Annotated in this window: 16 protein-coding genes and 1 other annotated feature; of the genes, 1 reads left to right on the forward strand and 15 read right to left on the reverse strand. The window is 38.7% G+C overall.

Annotated elements, in window-relative coordinates:
- Window positions 1–4: 4 nt before the first annotated feature.
- The 15 genes from LG336_RS15005 to LG336_RS15075 all read right to left on the reverse strand — a co-directional run bounded on the left by LG336_RS15005 (window position 5) and on the right by LG336_RS15075 (window position 19,425).
- Window positions 5–1,237 (reverse strand): acyl-CoA dehydrogenase family protein, encoded by a 1,233-nt coding sequence (locus LG336_RS15005; RefSeq protein WP_404328303.1) that lies wholly within the window; start codon window positions 1,235–1,237, stop codon window positions 5–7.
- A gap of 38 nt (window positions 1,238–1,275) precedes the next feature.
- Window positions 1,276–3,387 carry an acetate--CoA ligase family protein gene (locus LG336_RS15010; protein WP_404328304.1) on the reverse strand — a complete coding sequence of 704 codons (2,112 nt, stop codon included), beginning with the start codon at window positions 3,385–3,387 and terminating at the stop codon, window positions 1,276–1,278.
- Between the two features lie 353 nt (window positions 3,388–3,740).
- Window positions 3,741–5,681 (reverse strand): sigma 54-interacting transcriptional regulator, encoded by a 1,941-nt coding sequence (locus tag LG336_RS15015; protein ID WP_404328305.1) that lies wholly within the window; start codon window positions 5,679–5,681, stop codon window positions 3,741–3,743.
- A 159-nt stretch (window positions 5,682–5,840) separates the two neighbouring features.
- Window positions 5,841–6,785 carry a phosphotriesterase gene (locus LG336_RS15020; RefSeq protein WP_404328306.1) on the reverse strand — a complete coding sequence of 315 codons (945 nt, stop codon included), beginning with the start codon at window positions 6,783–6,785 and terminating at the stop codon, window positions 5,841–5,843.
- A gap of 28 nt (window positions 6,786–6,813) precedes the next feature.
- The gene (locus LG336_RS15025) at window positions 6,814–8,121 is read right to left on the reverse strand and encodes a TRAP transporter large permease (protein ID WP_404328307.1); all 1,308 of its coding nucleotides are present in this window, start codon (window positions 8,119–8,121) and stop codon (window positions 6,814–6,816) included.
- Between the two features lie 12 nt (window positions 8,122–8,133).
- On the reverse strand, window positions 8,134–8,613 hold the full coding sequence (locus LG336_RS15030) for a TRAP transporter small permease (protein ID WP_404328308.1): 480 nt from the start codon (window positions 8,611–8,613) through the stop codon (window positions 8,134–8,136).
- 89 nt (window positions 8,614–8,702) lie between these two features.
- Window positions 8,703–9,776, reverse strand: coding sequence for a TRAP transporter substrate-binding protein (locus LG336_RS15035; protein ID WP_404328309.1), 1,074 nt, complete (start codon window positions 9,774–9,776; stop codon window positions 8,703–8,705).
- 73 nt (window positions 9,777–9,849) lie between these two features.
- Window positions 9,850–10,917 (reverse strand): LLM class flavin-dependent oxidoreductase, encoded by a 1,068-nt coding sequence (locus LG336_RS15040; RefSeq protein WP_404328310.1) that lies wholly within the window; start codon window positions 10,915–10,917, stop codon window positions 9,850–9,852.
- Window positions 10,918–11,409: 492 nt separating this feature from the next.
- Window positions 11,410–13,035 carry a long-chain fatty acid--CoA ligase gene (locus LG336_RS15045; RefSeq protein WP_404328311.1) on the reverse strand — a complete coding sequence of 542 codons (1,626 nt, stop codon included), beginning with the start codon at window positions 13,033–13,035 and terminating at the stop codon, window positions 11,410–11,412.
- Window positions 13,036–13,313: 278 nt separating this feature from the next.
- Window positions 13,314–14,318, reverse strand: a complete 1,005-nt coding sequence (locus LG336_RS15050; protein ID WP_404328312.1) for an NADP-dependent oxidoreductase — start codon at window positions 14,316–14,318, stop codon at window positions 13,314–13,316.
- A gap of 1,091 nt (window positions 14,319–15,409) precedes the next feature.
- Window positions 15,410–15,565: a hypothetical protein gene (locus tag LG336_RS15055; protein WP_404328313.1), complete on the reverse strand. Its 156-nt coding sequence runs from the start codon at window positions 15,563–15,565 to the stop codon at window positions 15,410–15,412.
- A gap of 142 nt (window positions 15,566–15,707) precedes the next feature.
- Window positions 15,708–15,911: a zinc ribbon domain-containing protein gene (locus LG336_RS15060; protein ID WP_404328314.1), complete on the reverse strand. Its 204-nt coding sequence runs from the start codon at window positions 15,909–15,911 to the stop codon at window positions 15,708–15,710.
- Between the two features lie 218 nt (window positions 15,912–16,129).
- Window positions 16,130–17,197 carry a C45 family autoproteolytic acyltransferase/hydolase gene (locus LG336_RS15065; RefSeq protein ID WP_404328315.1) on the reverse strand — a complete coding sequence of 356 codons (1,068 nt, stop codon included), beginning with the start codon at window positions 17,195–17,197 and terminating at the stop codon, window positions 16,130–16,132.
- 182 nt (window positions 17,198–17,379) lie between these two features.
- A complete protein-coding gene (gene tyrS, locus LG336_RS15070; protein WP_404328316.1) occupies window positions 17,380–18,624 on the reverse strand; it encodes a tyrosine--tRNA ligase in 1,245 nt (414 codons plus the stop codon).
- 46 nt (window positions 18,625–18,670) lie between these two features.
- Window positions 18,671–18,896, reverse strand: a binding site (T-box leader).
- 16 nt (window positions 18,897–18,912) lie between these two features.
- Window positions 18,913–19,425, reverse strand: a complete 513-nt coding sequence (locus LG336_RS15075) for a MarR family transcriptional regulator (protein WP_404333177.1) — start codon at window positions 19,423–19,425, stop codon at window positions 18,913–18,915.
- Window positions 19,426–19,610: 185 nt separating this feature from the next.
- On the opposite strand from LG336_RS15075, the gene LG336_RS15080 reads away from it, so the two are divergent.
- A complete protein-coding gene (locus LG336_RS15080; protein ID WP_404328317.1) occupies window positions 19,611–20,048 on the forward strand; it encodes a cell wall hydrolase in 438 nt (145 codons plus the stop codon).
- Window positions 20,049–20,138: the final 90 nt, after the last annotated feature.

Here is a 20,138-nt window from a genome sequence, read left to right on the forward strand (position 1 = left end):
TTTTTTAGAATGATAGATCGCCTTTTAACAAACTTCTTGCAATGGTACGTCGATGAATCTCTGATGTACCGTCTGGAATTCTCATAAGGCGAGCCAACCGGTAGCCCTCCTCTAATTGAAGCTCATTTGAAAGCCCCATTCCTCCATGAATTTGAATGGCCTTGTCGTATACCCGGCCCATCATTTCTGTGCTATAGGCTTTCACCATCGAAATTTCTTTCGTAGGGGTTTTTTTGCTATTTTCAATTTTCCATGCACAGTGCAAGGCCATATTTCTTGCGGCATAGATATCCATCGCCATTTCCGCTAACATATTTTGGATGGTTTGATGCTCTTCAAGCGCCTTGCCAAAGGTCCTACGGATTTTTGAATACTCAACTGCCTTATTCAATGCCCATTGTGCAGATCCGATACACTTTCCGCTCATTCCTAAACGCCCGTTATTGATACCATTCATCGCTTTCCCAAACCCTTGGTCCAATTCACCGATGATGTTTTCCTCGGGAACTCGAAGATTATCGATACTGATAATGGTCGCATCACCGCCTAATGAGCCCATTACTGGAATGACGGAATCAACATGAAATCCTTCTGATTTGGTTTCAACAAAGAAACACGTAATCCCACCTTTTCTTTGAGCCTGCAATTCAGGGTTGGTTACTGCAAACAACATACAGTAATCAGCATAATGAGCATGAGAAATCCATTGTTTCGTTCCATTAATCACGTACTCATTGCCGTTCTTTACTGCCTTGGTTTTAATCCCCCAAACATCCGATCCAGCATCTGGTTCCGTTAATCCGAAACATAGTGTATTTTCACCAGAGCCAATGCCTTCGAGATGTTTATCTTTCAGTTCTTGTTTTAATCCTTTTAAGACCGGTGTTAAGCCGTTTGTAAATGGGGATGGAATAACTACATGTTCGATTAGTTTACGATTTGGAAAGTGTTTTCCAATAGCTTCATTGACTAATAGAGAAGTCATCGGTCCAAAGCCGGAGCCACCAAGTTCCGGATCACCAAACATGGTGTAGTAGCCTGCTTTAGCTGACTCTTTGCGAACTTTTCTTCGTAATTCTTCCACTTTCGGATGACGGCGGCCGTCTTCTAAATAATAATTTCGTTCATTGTAAAGCAATGTATGGTTTTCTTCCTCTAAAGGGATGACCACTTTATTAATAAATTGGATAATCCCCTTAATGATTTCTGCTGTATCTTCTGGAATAGTAAAATTCATTTCGCTCTCTCTCCTTATTTTTAAAAATCATCAATAACCTAAGAATGAATCACTTGTTTTTCTAGTGTCATTAACCCATCCGCCACTTTAATGCCATGACCTTTTTCAAAGACCATGACAGGGTTTAAATCTACTTCTAATAGCTTTTCTTCATGGGCGACGATAAAATGACTAAATTGTGAGATTAAGTGACTAAGTTCTTCCACGTCATAGGGTGGTTTCCCTCGATAGGATTGTAGGATTGCGCTTGCTTGTAATTCTTGAATCATTTTCTCTGCTTCAGTAGTCGATACAGGGGCTTTCCTCATCGAAACATCTTTTAACAATTCAATATAAATGCCGCCCATCCCGACCATGACAATTTGACCGAAGATTGGGTCCTTCTTAGAGCCAACAACCATTTCCACCGAGTCTTTTCTCAGCATTTCTTGAACCAATACTCCTTCAAACTCAGCGCCATCTGTTTCTTCAATGATCTTTTGTAATTTTTTGAATTCTATCCTTACAGCCTCACGGTCAATTAGGTTAAGTACAACCAATCCTTTATCTGTCTTGTGGAGGATTTGCGGTGACATCCCTTTTAAAACAATTGGATAGCCAATTTCAGTTGCAAACTGGATGGCTTCTTCAGCGGTTCTAGCTAATTTTTCCTCGGTAATTGGAATTGCATATTGTTTAAGAATTCTTTTGCTTCCATACTCTGTTAATAGAGTCGAGCTACCAAATACATCTTCTTTTACTGGCAGGTAGGTTTCCTCATGATCTGGTTCTGCTCGATTCGCAAAAAAGTGAAGTGCTTTTGATACTGTAACCGCCCTTGAGGGATCGTCGATTACACAAAGCCCTGCATCGCTAAACATCTTTCTAGATTCTTTACTATTAATCGTGACCACGATCTGAGGAATGTCCTTATAGCGTTCCTTCATCGCTTTTAATGTCGTAATCCGATCAGCTAACGAATCTAGTTTTAAACCTGCAAACCCTAGAAAGATGACTGTGGAATCAAATTCACCACTAGATAGCACTGAATCCATAAAGTCCTCGAGTAAAGTTGGCATATAAGAAATTTGAGCTGTCGTATCAATTGGATTCTGAACACCGGCAATTGGGAGAATCTCTCTAAGCTTTTGTTTTACTGGCTCCGGAGTTTCTGGTAGCGTTAGTCCGTTTGCAGATAACTGGTCAGCTAGCATAATGCCAACTCCACCTGAAACAGTAAATACTGCAACTTTGTTCCCTTTTTGGAAAGGCAATTTAGATGCTGCATAGGTAACATCTAAGAATTCCTCAATCGTTTCAGCACGGTATACCCCATATTGCTTAAAGACTGTATCAAAGACCTCATCCGCACCGACTAGAGATCCAGTATGGGACAATGCTGCCTTCATTCCCACATTTGTTCTTCCTACCTTTAGCGCAATAACAGGCTTCCCATTCTTTCGCGCTAGCTTCAGGGCTTCAATTAATTTGTCCCCATCCTTGGTTCCTTCGATATAACAAGCAATAACATCCGTACCGGGGTCTTGTGCTAAAAACTGAATACAATCCGCAACATCCACATCACACTCATTCCCGGTAGCTACAAAATAGCTGAAGCCGATATGATGTTGTCTAGCCAATGTGAATACATGTGACCCAAATGCACCGCTCTGGCTGACAAAACCAATATTACTGAGCAATGGTTTTTCATCTTCGATGATCGTAGAGAATGTCCCGTAAACTCCTTTGCTCACATTAAACATGCCTAGACAATTCGGACCTAAAACGCTTACATGATTCTGTTTGGCCAATCGAGAAATTTCATCTTGAAGTTGTTTTCCTTCCTCATCTATCTCGGCAAATCCAGCGCTAAAAATGATGACGGATCGGACCTTTTGATCCACACATTTTTTAAATGTGTCAAGAACAACCGATTTAGGGAGCGCAATAATGGCCAAATCGATTTCCGCTTTTACCGCTTGAATATCTGGGAAACACTTTAGCCCATTCATTTCTTCGTATTTTGGATTTATCGGATAAATAACACCTTCGTACCCATACTTTTGCAGATAGCTTAAAGGTCTTCCTCCAATTTTCTGGTCATCTGGAGAAGCGCCAATAATCGCGATACTTTTGGGATCAAATAGTGCATTTAGATTGGCTTGCTGCAAGCAATATCACTCCTTATCTGTTTTAATTGTTCTATACCTTACTTAATGCAAATTCCGTGCCAACTTTCAAAATGAATTACGATATTTCCCGTTTATGTATAAATATCTGTTGAAGGTTAGTTAAAACCTCAGCAGTAAAGCGCTTTATTACTCCGACAAAATATAATTTCATATTATTATGGTACTCAGGATCGATTAGGTTTTCTGTAGATGTTCTCATTTTTCAGAATTATCGTTTCACGAAAGGATTATATGTCTTAATATTGAAACACCTCTTTATATTCAAGAAAAAAACAAGCAACCACAACTGTTGCTTGTTCATTCCGCACAAGAGCTTACCGTATCAACTTTCCCTATTTCGCTTCAACCTGATCATTCAGTTTTCTCCAAAGAGTACTTCTACTGATTCCTAGTATTTTTGCTGCTTCTTTTTTGTTTCCATTTGTTTTTTCCAACACTTCTTTAATTTTGCTTACTTCTATATCTTTAATGACTTCCTGATAAGAGGAGTTTTCAAAATTCAATTGATCCAAAAGGAAGTGGTTTTCTTCGATTGCGTCTTTTAAATAGGTTAACACCTCTTTTTTTGAGATATGATGTGGGGTTTCAATATAGGCAAACAACCGTTCCATTGTATTTTCAAATTCTCGAATATTCCCATGCCATTCGTGGTCTTCTAAGTAAGGTAAGATATCACTTAACACATCATTGACCAATGGCAAAAATGCTGGATAGTTTTTGGCAGTAAACGCCTTTACAAGGAGCCCAATATCTCCTTTTCGATTACTGAGTTTAGGAAGGAACAGATTTAAAACGGCGATTCGATAATATAAGTCCATTCTAAATTTTCCTTCCTTAACATCCTTAATCAAATTCACATTTGTTGCAGAAATTACGCGAACATTAATCGGAATCGCCGTTGGACTCCCCAGCCTTCTAACAACGTTTTCTTGTAGTACCCTGAGAAGCTTTGCCTGCATACTTAATGGGATTTCGCCAATCTCATCTAAAAAGACCGTTCCATTATGGGCTAACTCAAAAAGACCTGGATTTCCACCTTTTTTTGCACCAGTGAACGCACCATCGTTATAGCCAAAGAACTCGCTTTCTAATAAGTTTTCAGGAATCGCTGCACAGTTAATGGCGATAAAAGGCTGATTCGCACGTGAACTTTCATTATGTATACTTTGAGCAAAGAGCTCCTTCCCGGTTCCTGATTCACCAAGAATAAGAACATTCGAATCCGAACGGGCAAACTTCTTCGCTTTATTAATCGCCTTAATCGTCTGTTCACTTTGCCCGATAATATCACCGAAATGATATTTAGCTGTATCTGCTTTGTAATGCATTTTACGTCTAATTTTATTTTCCTGTTGCTGTAAAGTCTCAGCATCTGAAAACAACGCCACAATTCCATTAAAATTTCCATTTACATTGATGGGTAGCGTGTTCAATAGCAACGTTCTTTTTTTATATTGTACAACCATATCCTTAACTACTTTACTTGCAGATAAAACGTCTAAAATCTCACTTTGAGGCAAAATATCACTAATAAGCTGTGTAGTAAGATTATCTTGGTCCCCAAGCCCTAATAGTTCAACCGCATGATGATTAATACTTAGGACCCTGCCTGTTACATTGAGATTAATAACCCCTTCATTGAAATTTTCCAAAATATAGCTTTGTCTTTTCTGATAACTTTGCTCTGCAAGCTTAGCAGTCAGGATATTAAATGCAATATCTGCAGCAAGTCCTACACTTTCTTTTCCGTACCAAAGGATGCCTTCCATCCCTAGCTCTTTGGCTAACCTTACGATCAAGCCTGATCCAATGACAACCTTTTGTCCTTCAGACTTAAGTTTCCTCACTAAGTTACTAGCATCCTCAGCGGTAACATAGGTATACTGATTCATTTTTATTTTAAAGATTGAATCCAATTCTTCTTTCATTTTAATAACATTTTCCGGTTTGCTTTGAATATATTCTTTCTGATAATTAATCACATTAACTTCATTGGAAATTTTTGAGGCCTTGACTAACGCTTTATAAAAATCATTGGTCTGAACACGCAAAGGAATAAGATTGCCGCGAACACCTATCTTTTTAAATTCCTCAAATAACATCGCACCACATATTAATACATCATCATCTGTAATATAGGTTGGATTATTTAATATATAAATAGAGTCCAAGGTTTGGACCACCAAATCATTGATCGTTCCCTTTCGTTTATCGATAGCACGTTTTACATAGTCATCCAACGGTGCTGATCCAGTAACAAGTAATTTAAGCACATTCAGTCCTCCTTTTGTGCCCAGAAGTTATAATGATTATTCCTTTTTATTATAATTATAACAAAATTAATATTATGAATATACGGAAAATTTCACCGAACAAAAAATCTCGCAATTTCTGCGAGACTTTTGAAAAATAGTGAAAAAGACGAGCGTTCATCAATTAGAAAGCCAATCCTTTACATTTTCAACCATCATTCTATGAATGTGCTCATCTGATACCCCATGCTCTTTTAGAGTCGGGAGAATTTTGTCCAGCAGAAAGGTCATGGACCAATCTGGATAAGTAGCTCTTTTGGATTCCTCAGGTTTATGTGCATCGGTTGTACAGCAGTAATCCTGAGACAAAAACATGCGATTTGCATAGCCTTTTTTCACTAATGCAATGACTGTGTCATTTCGTTTTTCAGTCGATAAAGTATGCGTCAATCCATATCTGTCCATGCCGATAAACGCACCAGTATCTAGGACTCTTTCAATATAATCTAGGTTGTCTGTGTCCCCACAATGACCGATTAAAACCTTATTTAACGAGACCCCTTCTTCTTTAAAAATAGCTAATTGTTTGAGGCCGGTTTCTGAGGCTGGGTGAGAATGTGTCATAATTGGAACACCCGTTTTATGGTGTGCTCGGGCCACTCCCCGAATTACCTTTTCAACTCCAGGTGTAATCCCTTGAATATCTGTAGCGCATTTTAGAAAGCCCGCACGAATCGATGAATTCTGAACACCAACGTCTAGGTCTCGAACAAATTGGTTAGCCATAAATTCAATATCATTAAAGGCAAAACGCGTTGGTAAATCATTGAATGTGAAAATCCCCGTAGCTGCCACAATGTTCATGTCTGTTTCTTTGGCCACCCTTTGCATAAACCTTACATCCCGGTCTAGTCCCAAGACAGAGGGGTCAAAGATCGTTCTTACCCCTCGTTCTTTAGCAGCCTTAACCTGTGCCATCGCCAAAGCTACCTCTTCTTCGTGATCATATAAATGTGGAAATTGTTTTACCACTCGTTCATCTCGAGTCCTTAAATGCTCGTGAATTAAGGTGCACCCTAAGTCTTCAACATGCATTTCCCCGTTCACTGTTTGGATGGTATTCATGTTCTTCCCCCTTACAAACATACTATTATTATTTTACTAGATTCGGAAGAAATAAAGCGATCTCTGGAAAGATATAAAGCAATGTGATTAATGTTAAGATTGGCACCATAAAAAGAAAGGAGCCTTTGAAGATATCACTCAATTCAAGTTCCTCTACAACCCCTTTTAACACGAAGCAGTTCATCCCGATTGGTGGGGAGATGAGCGCCATTTCCACTAACAATACGATGATGACACCAAACCAAATTAAGTCAAATTCTAGTAACTGTAGAATCGGTAAAATAATGGGAATGGTTACAACAATCATGGCGAGTGTATCCATAATTGCTCCTAAAATGAGGTACATGATGACGATTAAAAGAAAAATGATCGTAGGTGACAACGATTTAGCAAATAAAAAGTCAGCAAGAAGATTGGGGACTTGCGTAATGGTCAGTACAAAATTTAATAAAAATGCACCCATGACAATCGCAAAAATAAATCCAGTTGTTTTAACCGTGTTAAATACCGCCTCTGTGAAATTCGCAAACGTTAATTTTCGGCGAATCAGGGCAATTAAAAATGCGCCCAATGCTCCGATTCCAGCTGCTTCAGTAGCCGTAAATGCTCCAACATAGATTCCACCCATTACCAATGTAAATAAAGCTAAAATCCAGCCATTCGCTTTTAATGAACTAAATTTTACCTTCCAGCTCACTTTCGGTTCTTGAACATCTGATATTAGTTTGGGGTTGAACATAATACTGATATAAATAGTCGCCATGAAGAATAATGTCAATAAAATTCCTGGAATGATCCCTGCAATTAATAACTTTCCAATCGATTGTTCGGTAACCATCCCATAGATGATAAACATCGTACTAGGTGGGATGAGAATCCCTAACGTCCCCCCTGCGACAATGGAACCACCTGTTAAACTTTTCGCATAACCGGCTTTTAGCATTTCCTTTGATGCAACGACCCCAATTGTTCCTGTTGTTGCTAAACTCGATCCAGATGAAGAGGCAAACATAGCTGAAGCGCCGATTGTAGCGATCCCCAACCCGCCTTTTAGTCTTCCAAACCAATTTCTAAATGCCGTAAATAATTCATCACTAAACCCAGCTTTATAGAGTAATTGGCCCATTAAAACAAACAGAGGGATCGTACTCAATGTGTAATGATAGCTGTGCTGCCAGATTACACTATCGATCGCGGCATATAATGGGATCTCCCCCTTTAAGTAGAGCAATCCTAAAATTCCTGGTATCGCCATCGAAATGACAATTGGAACACGCAAAAACATTAAGAGAAAGACAGATAGAATAACTAGGACACCAACCATTTCAACTCCCAAGAATCTCCCTCCTTATACAGTAGATTTTTTCAATGATTGAATAGAGTAAATGAGTTTTTTTATTGCGACGAGAGCCCAAGCGACGAACCCAATGATTAGTAATATCTTAAATGGGTAAAATGGAATCCTTAGCAAAGTAGAAGCGTGGACAAAGTTTAATTTAATAAAAAAAACATACGCAACAACGAAACAGAAACCAATGGTAAGCATCTGAGAGATGATGTCTAATACCGTTTGTATCCATTTTGGAAATTTATCAACGACAATCCCAATGGCGATATGAGAATTCGTATCCTCTGTAAAAGCTAACGATCCGACAATGAGTAACACCATTCCGAATTGGACAAATTCAACGTCGCCAATAATCGGGTACCCCAATCCCCGTGAAAGTGCCGCTATCCCAACGAAGATCATCATCAGCACTAAAATACCGAAAGAAATCCACTTATTTACATTTACTATCATCCCTATTATCTTATCGAGTATGGTCATACACTTCCCTCGCTTCCTGCTTGTATATCCAAATAAGATAAAACAAACTAGAAACTTAGCTAGTTTGTTTTATCCACCGGACAAACACTTTATTTTGGAACCTGAACCCCTGCTGATTCCAAGAGTTCTACGAAATAATCCATCATCTCTTGACCGTTATATCCACGTTTATTTGCTTCATTCACCCAATTTTCCATTTGTTTTTTTACAGGTGCTTTAAATTCTTCCATTTCTTCGGCAGTAGGTTCATAAACAGCGCCACCTTTATCCTTAACAGCTTCTTCATAAATCTTGATCCCTTCTTCTGCAGATGATGTATAGAGCTCCGTCATTAAATCCGCATATTTAGGACCAAAATCATCAACAAATTGCTGTTTAATTTCCTCAGGTAATGAATCTAAGAAGTTTGTGTTAATAAAGAATGGTAGGACACTAACAGCCAAATCAACCTTTGTCATATACGGTGCTACTTCGCTCAACTTGTAACCGTTTGCACCAACGGCTGTATAGGCAACAGAATCGACTACACCCCGCTCTAAAGACTCATATAACGCTGTATTATCTAATGATACTGGTACGGCACCTAACTGTTTGAATAGCTCGAGTCGTGCGGCCACACTGTCACTTAATTTTTGATTATTGAGATCTTCTACCGATTGAATCGGGTTCGTGCTATAGATTTGGTAGGAATCCGTCGAAGACACTCCCATAAAGGTTCCTTCGACGAATGAGTCTTTCATAAATTGATCCACAAATTGTGTTACGACTTTTTGGGCCACTTCAGGAGAGTTTACGAGAAAAGGCGTATCTGCAATGGTTAGTGGAAATAAATCTGTATCCACATGTAGCCCTGGCGGAACAAGCCCTGCTTCATAAACCCCAGCATTCACATCATCGAATGATGTAGCCAAAGAGCCTAGTGCGGCACTAGGAAAAACATTTACCTTTACAACGCCATCCGTTTCTTTTTCAACATATTCAGCCCAAGGTTCCGCAACATTCACATTAAAAGGACTTGTAGGAGCCGCCGATACATTGAGGTTCAGCTCATACACCTTTGAACCATCGTCTGTCGTGTTACTTTCAACCCCACCACAAGCCGCTAGAGTTAAGAATGTAATAGATAGGACCAATACACCCAGGATTTTTTTCATTTTCATCATCTTCTTTCCCCCCCTTGATTTCCCAAAATAAACAATGACTGCCATTAAGCGATTGTAAGCGCTTTTAAATATGTTATTTCTTAACGGCTGATACAGATTGATTTTCAAAGTGTGGCATTACTTTCTCGGAAAATAATTTCATTGATTTGACAACTTTATCTTGTTGTTGACCCCCAATATTCATCCAAAGAATAATGTTATTTAGTCCTGTTTCTTCTTTGTACCTTTCAATATCCTTTATTACTTTTTCAGGTGATCCGATTAACGTATTCTCTGACTTTAAGAAACTATCGTAATCAACCTCTCTATCCCTACTAATAACACCAAAAGTAGGACGGTTATCTCTTTCACCCATATACCATTCCAAGCCCTGCCTATAGTCTTCTTGAGCTTGTTCAGTTGTATCAGCTACGAAACAAAATAACAACTTACCCGACCTAGCAACTGCTTCTTCTACATATTCTTCTGATAATCCGGAAGCTACGGCATGTTCTCGGTACAATGAAATTTTATGCTTCGTATCGTCATTCTTAATTCCGCCTAATACAAAGGAATGACCTTGCTTAGCTGCATTAATCATTGAAGCATCATTCCCCGAAACCATAACAAAAATCGGTGGTCTTGGGTTCTGAACAGGTCGAGGGTAAACTGGTATATCTTTAATATCATAAAATTTACCTGAATAGTTTACGGTCCCATTTTGTAAAGCGGTTGTTAGGATATCAAGCGATTCTAAATACTTGTCATGTCGATCGTCAAAATCGATGTTATAAGCATCAAACTCCAATTTGTCATAGCCTTTTCCTACACCTAAGTAAAGTCTACCATCACTGATGATATCGACTAGTGCCATATCCTCAGCTAATTGAAGCGGGTGATGCAAAGGTAGCCTAGAAACGGCTGAACCTAATTTGATATTTTTTGTCATTGCCGCTGCAGCAGATAAATATACCGATGTTGAACTGACAACACCATATAAACGCGCGTTATGTTCCGCAATCCATGCAGAGTGAAAACCTAAATCGTCTGCCAATTTAATTTGATCTAACCCATCCCTAAGCTCCTCTGCATCGGTTTTCCATGGAGCCACTGAATTTAAAAAGAATAATCCAAAAGTCATATCTTTGCCTAACACTGCCATTCTACCATCTCCCATTTTTGAATTTTTACAATTTACTATAATACGATTAAAGATATACTTTTTGATGTGCATAATCCAGGGTAATAGAACAGTAAAAAATACAATGACTATAGACCGTACGGACAAATGCACCTCCTCAAAAAATACATTACACCCTTAAATATGCAAGAACCGTACCAAAGTAAAAAAACGGGGAGAAAATTTGTAGGATTATAAGGTTGAGGATGCTATCAAACCACACCAATTCTACATATTTTCTCAAAAACTATTTTTAAATAAATAATATTTTGTAGAAGAAACCCTAATAAACAATTGGGTTGTATTTCAATATTCGGAATTATCCGTTTTCAAATTAAGACATCGTGTTTCATATCTGATACAACAAACTCTCAAAAATAGATCAATGGAAGAGATGAGTCCCCACTTGCTAACGAACTGTGAATTCACAAAAAATGTAAGCCCTTCATTCAATGAAGGGACCCATGGCTAAAACTAGAGTGATTCGCTCATAGTATAGCTTTTATAATCCTCACGTAATTTCATTTTCAAGAATTTCCCTACAGAAGTTTTTGGTATTTCATCGATAAAAATGAAATCATCTGGTAACCACCATTTGGCAAATTGTAGTGCTAAGAAATCCAGTAGTTCTTCTTTTGTTACGTTAGCATTCGAGGTTTTGCTTTTTACGATAAAAGCGACTGGCCGCTCCTGCCATTTTTCATGAGGAACCGAGATGACGGCAGCCTCAGAAATCGCTTCATGTGCCATTAAGGCATTTTCGAGGTCAACAGAAGATATCCATTCTCCCCCACTTTTTATTAAGTCTTTTGTTCGGTCAACAATCTTGATCGTTCCTTCTGAATCAACTGTGGCAATGTCTCCTGTATAGAGCCAACCGTCTTTTACAGCCTCAGCTGTTTTCTCTGGTTGATTGTAATAGGAATCTGTAATCCATGGTCCCCGAACCAGCACCTCCCCCATTTCTTTCCCATTATTTAGTACTTCACCCTGTTCATTTATCACTTTTATTTCAATTCCAGGAACAGGAATCCCCTGTTTGGAGATAAAGTCTAGTTTCTCTTCGTAATCCAAACCTTCTTGATAGCTTTTCAACCTGGAAACTGTGGCAACCGGACTTGTTTCTGTCATTCCATAGGCGTGAATAAATGGGATATTGTATTTCTCTTTATAGGCCCGAAGGATTCCTTTTGGTAACGCAGAACCTCCACATACGATACTACGTAAGCTCGACAAATCGTACGTATTTGTATTCAATTCATTCAACAAACCAATCCAAATAGTGGGAACTCCTGCAGTAATGGTCACACGTTCTGTTTCAATCAGGTCTCCAAGTGTTTTAAAATTGAAATTCGGACCAGGCAATACTTGTGTAGTACCAAACCAGACCGAAGCAAACGGAAAGCCCCAGGCATTCACATGGAACATTGGAACCACATGCATGGCAATGTCGGATTCAGATAATGACATCGTATCAGCCAAACCAAGCATCATACTGTGCAAAACAATGCTTCTATGTGTATATAAAACCCCTTTAGGATTTCCTGTTGTTGCAGATGTATAACACATACCAGCTGGCTCGTTTTCTTTTAGATTATCAGGAAATACATGCTGTTCATTTCCTGTTTCCAATAGTTTCTCATAATGATAGACAGGCTGAAGGTTCGTAGTAGGGAGGTGTTCTTCATCTGAAAAGACAATATAAGCTTTGACATGAGGGAGATCCTCTTTAATACTTTCAATAATTGGCAATAACCCTTGATCAATAAGCAGTATCTTATCCTGTGCATCGTTAATGATATATTTTAGATGGTCAGTTGAAAGGCGAATATTAATCGTATGCAAGACTGCACCCATGCTAGGAATTGCAAAATACGCCTCTAAATGTCGATGGTCATTCCACGCAAACGTTCCAACCTTGTCACCACGTTCCACTCCTAAATGTTCAAGTACACTCGCTAGTGCTCTAGTTCTTTTGGCAAAGTCAGCATAAGTGTAACGTGTAACTCCTGTTGAAGTTTTAGAGATGACCTGCTTTTTGGCAAAATAGTTCTCAGCCCTCACTAATAGAGTATCAATAGTCAATTGTGTGTCCATCATAATGAATCTCTCCCGTCTTTCTATTTTTTATTGGCTCTTTTCCCAGACTTCATTGCTCTTGGATACAAATTCGGTTGAATTAAGCTTTGTTTCCCTTCAAAGTACCCTTTTATTAATGAGAAAAGAGCGCGCAAACTTCTTATCACGTACCAAATAGCTTATCTTGCGTTAAAATCGGCTTTAGGTAGTAAAAATCGGCTTTAAGATTTTTACAATTTTAACAACAATCTTTACGAAAAAAGCCTATTTAATTGATCGTTTCAAATGTGCAACATTAATTACTCAATGACCTTTACCATTTGCTTTCCTAGGTTTTCACCACGGAATAATCCTAAGAAAGCATCAGGAGCATTTTCTAACCCTTCAACGATATTTTCTTTGTATTTAATTTTCCCTTCGTTAAGCCATTGTGCTAGTTCTTTTCTTCCTTCTTCAAAATGTTCTTTATAATCGCTATAAATGAACCCCTTTAAAAGGATGCTCCTTCGGATAATGGTGGTAAACAGACGCGGACCTAATTCTTTATTTTCAGAGTTTAACATCGAAATCTGCCCACATAGTGGGACTCGTCCATGAAAGTTTAATAAGGTGATTGCGGCATCGGAAATCTTCCCACCGACGTTATCATAATAAATATCGATTCCGTTCGGGCACACATTTTGTAATGCTTGAGCAATATCCTGTACGTTCTTATAATTTATGACCTCGTCAAAGCCAAGTTCGTCTTTCAAAAAGGTTGTTTTTTTATATGAACCTGCAATTCCTACTACTCGACACCCCTTAATCTTAGCAATTTGCCCTACTACCATCCCCACTGCACCAGCAGCACCTGAAACAACAACGGTTTCCCCAGGTACTGGCTTGCCAATGTCAAGTAAACCAAAGTAAGCGGTTAAACCAGTCATTCCCGTAACATGTAAATGCGATGTAATCGGCGCACCAGGGGGAATTTTTTGTAATCCTGAGCCTTCAACGATTGAGTAATCTGCCCAATCAAACGTCCCTGTCACCATCTCCCCTGTCGAAAAGTCTGGATGCCTTGATGAAATGACCTCTCCAATACTATCACCCGTAAGTGGCTCCCCAACTTGGAAAGGATTTGCATAGGACTTTATGTTGTTCATTCTTCCACGCATATATGGGTCAACAGATAAATAATGAGAACGGACGAGAACTTCATTTTCCTTTGGAATCGGTATATCTGTTTTTACAAGGGTAAAAGTACTTGAATCAGGCACACCTACTTGCCGTTTCGCTAACAAAATTTGCCGATTATTTTTCATTACGACACTTGCACCCCTTTTTTAGTATTTGTAGTCATAAAAGCTGAGCTCTTTACAGACGACTAGTGTATTTGTTTAAGTAAGTCATTTTTTTTTAATCACTAGACTATTAACCTCTCACCAAATTTCTAAGAAGAAATCGTAGTATTTTCCTTGTTTTTCTTCGTTTTCTTAAAGATCGCCCAACTCATGATTGTTACTGTTAAAAGAATTAATAGTATTGAGAAGGGTCGTGTATAAAAAATGTTTGTTTGCTCTAAAAATCCTTCTTTTTTGTATTCACACCATAAGTCAATGCAAGGTTTGTGCCAACTAGCTATAAAATGATTGAATTTCAGTACATCTAACCGTGGATCTTGAGTTAGACAGCTATGAATTAAATCACTTTTTATGTAGCATGAAACATCCTTTTTTAAATTTCTGTTTCATAATTGAGGTACAACGTCTCGTTAATGAAGCGCTTTTACTTCTTTTGTCCTTAGCAACTTTAGGCAAAATAAAAATGGGTCGCGTTAGTGCGACCCATTTCTGCTTTACATATTTACATATTTCATTCCATTATGTCCATTGGGAACCACACTACCTAGATATGGATCCAGCATTCCGAAAATCAATTAGGAACAAGCCAAAAAAATTTTAAAAATTACACTTTGAAGCTTACCCTCTTCCCACTACATAGAGGCTTTTACGCAAAGATTGAATAGTTGTAACTGGAAAATAACACTAGTTAAAAAGTATGTTAATATATTACTATTGAATTTTTCTGTTTTTAGGGGGATACATTCGATGTTGGAAATTAAAGTAGAATAGATTGGCAGCGATATCATCATTAAGCATCTGTTTACAAAAGTGGTAATTCCTATATCTGATATAGTGAGTGTCTCTTTTGACGATACATATGAGGGTGAGGAGAAAACGGCCATTAGAATTGGGCACCCTAGTAGTAGTACTGAAAGAATTGCCATCAAAACAAAAACCAGCGACTATTTATTATTTGTCCCTAATTATACCTCTGTTATGAAGTTAATTAAAACAGCCATCGAACAAAATATACAAAATTAGTGAGACAAGGGGACAGGTTCACTGTCCCACTATGAAAGTCGAATCTTCCCAACCCTTCTGCGTTTCACAGCATTTTTACTCTCCTGGTCCTTTTCGGCCGTTGATTGCATTGGAAGGGTTATGAGACCTGCTCTATACATGGCAATACTAACCACCGTGGCTAAAACCGTACTTCCAAACAGCATCCATATGAATCTCCTGCCAACATGATGAAACATATATTTCACCTCATTAACCTTAATTGTCCATTATATGATGAAAAAAAAGGCTATATACCTCATCGGCCGGGCTGTTGGCATCAGTTGCTTACCCCAAAATTCTGGTTTTTTAACCGAAAAACAAATCAAGAATATTGGATGAGGCAGAAGCTTTTTTATTGTAAAACTCTGAGTACCCACAATTGTTACAGTAGACGACGATAAACTGATTGTTTTGGATGTCAAACATTTTCGATAATCCGGTACCGGTCATTGCGACTTCCTTCTGTCCTGCATCTTTGCTTCCGCATTTTATACATCCTTGATTAGCCATAGCGCAATCCTCTCCTTTTCTATCGTAGTTTTATTACCGTTATCACCGAAAAAGGTTCCATTTTTATCCACCGCAGGTTTTGTTTTTGAGAGTGGGCCAAGGTTCACCTTCCTAGCTGGGACAGTGAACTGAACTGTCCCTTTGTCCCTATCCACCGCAGGTTTTATGTTTGAGAGTGGGACAATGAACCTGTCCCCTTGTCCCTTCAAGGGGACAGGTCACAATTTTTGATACCAATCTGCTTTCTCCATATTCACAAAAGGGATATCTGTATCAACTAGCCCTTCGACTCGCTCAATTGATAGGTCTTCCCCCTTTAACCACTTTGAAAAATCGATTTTTGTTGGTTCCTGGTTTCCACCGAGTGCTACCCAGGCGGCCATTTCTTTTGGAAAATAGGCGGAGGTATGAATAGTTCCTGCCCAACTTCCGTAAAGTTTGGAGAAAACACCTTTATCGGTATCGTTTAAGAGTCGGAAGGCCTGTTCTCCGCTTAATTCATCTACGCGATTATCCTCCATGGCTTGCATTCTTTTTTTCGAATCATCAAGGACACGCCGATTCTCATCGGTCAAAATGTGAAAATGGTTGGTACACGATAATCCCTGACGCACTTCAACTCTTCGTGGCGATGTTTCGAGAATATAAGGCAACTCGCTATTGGCATCATATAACACATAGCTAAAAGAGCCACGGTGCGGTATCTCCTTCAATAAATCCACTGCCTCTTCAGCACTAGCGCAAAGTTCCAGGATGAGCCTGCCAATCATGTGGCAGATAAAACCGTCGCCTGGACGTCTCCGGTTCATAAAGGTATAGCCCATGCTAAGCCCTTTTTCATTCAAGCCATCACTTCGACCGGTGATTTTCTGCGTAAAGCCACTGGTCGCATAGCCCCCATCACTTGGTTGGTAAAAAACGAAGCGGCCATCGTACGTTTTCGGATGATAATCATAATTGCGAATCATATACCCATCCCCAACATAAATGGAACAACCCGAACGAATGATGTTAACCCGGTACCCTCCAAATTCAAGCAACACCCTTTCCATCGACCACCCTAGAGCATCCTGCAGACCTAAGAATTCCTCCCAGATAGATGGTGCTAACTTCTTGAAAACCTGTTGTGTCTCGTCATGATTGATTTTAAAAAGCGGTTTCCGTACTTTCCATTGTCGTTCCCGATTATGGACAAGAATCGAATCCTTGATTAAGTTCCCCTGGTGAAAACCGAAATCATAATGTGTACCGCGAAATTGAATAACATCTGCAAAAATCTTTTTCATCGTGTAATCCTCCATTTGCTCCATTATTACTAGCATAGGTTTATTGAACTTAAAAATAAAGAAATGGAGTTTTTGGGAGGACATAACCAAATCTAGTCCGAATCCTTTTGAATATGTAATAAGGAAAAAGAGCCCCCTTAATGAATCAGTAAGAGTCAATAAAGGGGCTCCTTATTAGCGATTTAGAGCGTAATCTTGATGAATTTACGTTTCCCTACTTGAACGATTAAACCATCACTTAAAGTGAGCTGCGCGTTTGTATCTTCCACGGTGTCTCCATTTATTTTTACGCCTCTATTTTCAATCATTCTTCTCGCTTCACTCTTCGATTGGAACAATTGCAAACCAACAAGAAACTCGATGATGGCTATTTCTGACTCTCCCGTCCACTTGACTGTAGGGATGTCTTCAGGCATGTCACCTTTTTGGAACACAGAGATAAAATGCTGTTCCGCTTTTTCTGCTGCCTCGAGCCCTTGGTACATCCGAACAATCGTCTTGCCTAATAACATTTTGGCGTCTCTTGGATGCAATGTATCTATCTCTATTTGTTCCTTTATCTTCTGAATTTGGTCTGGAGTGAAATCGGTAATTAGTTCGAAGTATTTAAGCATTAACTCATCTGGAATCGACATGGCTTTTCCGTACATTTCTTGTGGACTCTCATCAATCCCAATGTAGTTATGCTTGGATTTAGACATTTTTTCGACCCCGTCTAGCCCTTCTAATAAAGGCATTAACAAGGCAACTTGCTTTTCTTTCCCAAACTTTTCTTGGAAGTGTCTTCCCATTAAAATATTAAAATGCTGATCTGTCCCGCCTAGTTCGATATCACTTTCTAACATGACCGAATCATATCCCTGCATTAACGGGTAAAAGAATTCATGAAGCGAGATGGGTTTACCAAAGGTAATTCGTTCTTCAAAATCATCCCTTTCTAACAATCTAGCTACCGTTATTTTACCCGCCAACTGAATAACATCTTCAAAATTTAATTTTGATAACCACTTAGAGTTGTAGTGCAACTCTACCTTCTCCATATCAATAACATTAGCAAATTGTTCGAAGTAGGTTTTAGCATTATGCTTTACTTCTTCATCTGTTAATTGTTTTCTAGCGACAGATTTACCAGTTGGATCGCCAATTTTTCCAGTAAAATCACCAATAATCAGTTGGATGATATGACCATTCTCTTGAAACTGCCTCATTTTGTTCAGGACAACCGTATGACCAAGATGGACATCTGGAGCAGACGGGTCTAAGCCTAGTTTTATTTTTAATGGCTTATTCTCTAAAATGGACTTGGCAATTTTATTTTCTAACTCTTCGGTTGGAATGATTTCTTGAACCCCTTGACTGTAAATAGCCATTTGTCTCTTTACTTCTGTTTGTTGTTCCTCCGTTAATTTTGCTTTTACATCTTTCATCTTCGTTCCTCCTATAATTAAATATAAAAAAACCACATCCCTATAAAAAAGGGACGTGGTTATACTATTGCACGCGGTACCACCCTTATTGAAGGATCCAATCCTTCCACTCTACGATTAACGGCTCGTCCGTTCTTTGCTACTTTTAAAGATTTCACAAAGAAAGCTCAGGGAATGTAATTCATTGTTGTCTATGTATCGATTTTCACCAACCATCGATTCTCTGTGAACAGGGAGACAACAATTACTGGATTTCCCATCTCAGCTTTTTTCATTATTTAATTCATTTTAAAACTGATTTTCAAGAATGACTTTTCTGAGGTATTTTGACATCCTTTTTTGTTCATCTACTGACAAACCAGACACAATCTCGATTTCACCTTTGTGGAATCGTGGATAGAGGCTCTCCATCACTTGTCTGCCCTTTTCCGTTAAAGCCACGTACGTGATTCTTCTGTCTCTACTGTCGCCTTTTCTGTAACACAGCTCTTTTCGTTCAAGAGTTTTCGTGATATTACTTACGGTCGCTTTTGTGACTCCAGCGGATTCTGCTAATTTTTTCGTTTCGATTGATTCCCATATCCACATATCATATAGCATCGAAAAAGCCGTCCATGATAATCCATATTCAGATAAAACTTCCTGTTCCATCTTATTTTTTAATCCTTGTGCAACTCGATAAATATTAGTCACAACGGCAACGGCATCAAGATTTAACGAATCAAGCGGGATGTTCGTTAATCGATTGATTGTATCCTTTTCTTCAGGAAGCAGTTCACCATCCAGATTTGTTGCGTGTATAGGAATCACCTCTTTTAATTTTCAAAATCATTAGCTATGAAACGATATTACCAAAAAGATTTAACGAATACAAGAGATACATTGTGGTAAAAGTTACAAATTAGCAAGTCCACTATAATAAATATTACCTAAAGCCAACATGTTTGTAGGCTTTCTTCATACAATTCTTTTAGAGGTGATGTTAAGTGGCGAGAGTAAAATATACGGATAATGACGTTAATTTAGTCGCGAGAATGATAAGGGCCGAAGCCGAGGGTGAAGGAAAGATGGGAATGTTAATGGTTGGAAACGTCATTGTTAACCGTACTGCTGCAGATTGTTTAGACTTTAAAGACGTAAGAACCATTTCCCAAGTCATTTTCCAAGTTCAAGGAGGAAATTATTCTTTTGAAGCTGTCCAAAAAGGCAATGTTTTTTACAACAGAGCAAGGACTGCAGAAAAACGATTAGCCAAACAAACGTTAGATTTTTGGCGTGAGCATCCGTCGAAATACTCTCTTTGGTATTTCAACCCGTATGCTCCATGTCCACCAACATGGTACAATCAACCATTTGCAGGACAATTTAAGCAACATTGTTATTATGAACCGATAGCTAATACATGTGATAGTGCTTATAGATAGTAAAAAATCCCCACACACTGTGTGAGGATTTTAAAAAAGTGAAAACGTACCGATTGGGATATTAATCCTTTTCGGTACTGTTTTATAAAA

The sequence above is a fragment of the Mesobacillus maritimus genome, from assembly GCF_044803185.1.
GTDB classification, from domain to species: Bacteria; Bacillota; Bacilli; order Bacillales; family Cytobacillaceae; genus Mesobacillus_B; species Mesobacillus_B maritimus_B.

Coding starts and splice junctions, on each gene's coding strand:
- LG336_RS15030 (WP_404328308.1), bottom strand. CDS start 8,613: ATGACCATACTCGATAAGATAATAGGGATGATAGTAAATGTAAATAAG.
- LG336_RS15065 (WP_404328315.1), bottom strand. CDS start 17,197: ATGAAAAAGATTTTTGCAGATGTTATTCAATTTCGCGGTACACATTAT.
- LG336_RS15060 (WP_404328314.1), bottom strand. CDS start 15,911: ATGGCTAATCAAGGATGTATAAAATGCGGAAGCAAAGATGCAGGACAG.
- tyrS (WP_404328316.1), bottom strand. CDS start 18,624: ATGAAAGATGTAAAAGCAAAATTAACGGAGGAACAACAAACAGAAGTA.
- LG336_RS15045 (WP_404328311.1), bottom strand. CDS start 13,035: ATGATGGACACACAATTGACTATTGATACTCTATTAGTGAGGGCTGAG.
- LG336_RS15050 (WP_404328312.1), bottom strand. CDS start 14,318: ATGAAAAATAATCGGCAAATTTTGTTAGCGAAACGGCAAGTAGGTGTG.
- LG336_RS15035 (WP_404328309.1), bottom strand. CDS start 9,776: ATGATGAAAATGAAAAAAATCCTGGGTGTATTGGTCCTATCTATTACA.
- LG336_RS15040 (WP_404328310.1), bottom strand. CDS start 10,917: ATGGCAGTGTTAGGCAAAGATATGACTTTTGGATTATTCTTTTTAAAT.
- LG336_RS15005 (WP_404328303.1), bottom strand. CDS start 1,237: ATGAATTTTACTATTCCAGAAGATACAGCAGAAATCATTAAGGGGATT.
- LG336_RS15055 (WP_404328313.1), bottom strand. CDS start 15,565: ATGCTGTTTGGAAGTACGGTTTTAGCCACGGTGGTTAGTATTGCCATG.
- LG336_RS15020 (WP_404328306.1), bottom strand. CDS start 6,785: ATGAATACCATCCAAACAGTGAACGGGGAAATGCATGTTGAAGACTTA.